Here is a 1,124-nt window from a genome sequence, read left to right as displayed (position 1 = left end):
GCGTAGGAAACGTCCCACAACGCGGTGGCCTCGTGCAGGAAAAAGATCACGATCAGCAATGCGAACACAAGCGCGTTGATTTCCAGGAACAGGCAGGCCAGCAAGCCAATCCCGATCTCGCCGAACATGAGCAGGTGCAGCGTCGATTCCTTCGGCCCGGCGGTTTGCGCGATGTGGCTGGCGCGATGGCACAGCCAGTCCGCGAACCCCGCCAGCAGCCACAGCGGCAGGATGAGATACCAGAGGATCGCGAACAGGGGATCATGCACGGACGCTTCTCCCGCCGGGCGCCTGCCGGATGAAGGGCCGCCTCACTGCGGCTTGCGGACCTGGATGTTGTTGCGCACTTCGTTCACGCCGGGCACCTGGCGCGCGGCCGCGATGGCGTTCGCGGCGCTGTCTTCGTCGTCGGCGAAGCCGCTCAGCTGCACCGTGCCGCGGTAGGTTTCGACCTGGATGGTGTTGGACCGCAGGCCGGGTGCGCGGATCAGGGCTTCGCGGACCCGCGCCGTCACCGCCACGTCGTCGGTGTATCGGCCGGTGCTGCGGCGGCCGCCTTCCGCGGCGCAGCCGGGCAGCACGATCACGCAGGCGATGCCGAGCAGGGCTGCGCGCAAGATCTGGATGGGAACCATGTGAATCTCCTGTTTGCGGAACGCGGCAGTGCGCTCCGCAAAGCGGCGCAGCAATCGCTATGCCCGTGGCGGCCGCGGGCCGTGGTTCAGCCCAGCCGCCGCAGCACGCGCGCCACCCGCGCGATGCCGCCCGTGCCGCTGGCGGCGCGGCCGACCAGCGTGGTGCCGGCCAGGGTCAGCAGCATGCGGCGCAGCGACGTGCCGCCGCGCATGCCGCGCCGCATGAGCCATACGCCCAGGCCCAGCACCGCCAGGTGCTCGCCGGGAAAGCCGGGGCGGGCGGCGTCGATCTCGCGCATCCGGCGCAGCCAGGGAGCGTTGGCGGCGCGTCCGGCCTGCGCGGGATGCGGATCGTCGGCGGTGGCATCGGCCGGTTCGATGTCCTCTTCCGGCACGGCGTTGCCCGGGGCATGGCCGCGGGCGTCCTCCGAATCGGCAGGAGCGCGCGGCGCGGGCGCGGCGGGGGAAGGGGGCGCCGCGCGTGGCAGG

The 1,124-nt window shown here is 71.5% G+C and carries 2 protein-coding genes and 1 pseudogene; all 3 read right to left on the bottom strand.

The features are described from left to right. Positions 1–269, bottom strand: a pseudogene (locus DK459_RS09965) (diguanylate cyclase); the annotation flags it as partial. Positions 270–311: 42 nt separating this feature from the next. Next, positions 312–635, bottom strand: coding sequence for a BON domain-containing protein (locus DK459_RS09960; RefSeq protein ID WP_070540812.1), 324 nt, complete (start codon positions 633–635; stop codon positions 312–314). 86 nt (positions 636–721) lie between these two features. Continuing rightward, positions 722–1,124: hypothetical protein (locus DK459_RS30975; protein WP_233256790.1), on the bottom strand; the 403-nt coding region annotated here is incomplete at its 5' end.

The organism is Achromobacter sp. RW408 (assembly GCF_003184165.1).
In the GTDB taxonomy this organism is placed as follows: Bacteria; Pseudomonadota; Gammaproteobacteria; order Burkholderiales; family Burkholderiaceae_B; genus Achromobacter; species Achromobacter xylosoxidans.
The sequence above is the reverse complement of the archived record's forward strand: the minus strand, read 5'-3'. Positions and strand labels throughout refer to the sequence as shown.

Excerpts from the sequence above, each read along its gene's own strand:
- DK459_RS09960 (WP_070540812.1), bottom strand. The coding sequence starts at position 635 with ATGGTTCCCATCCAGATCTTGCGCGCAGCCCTGCTCGGCATCGCCTGC.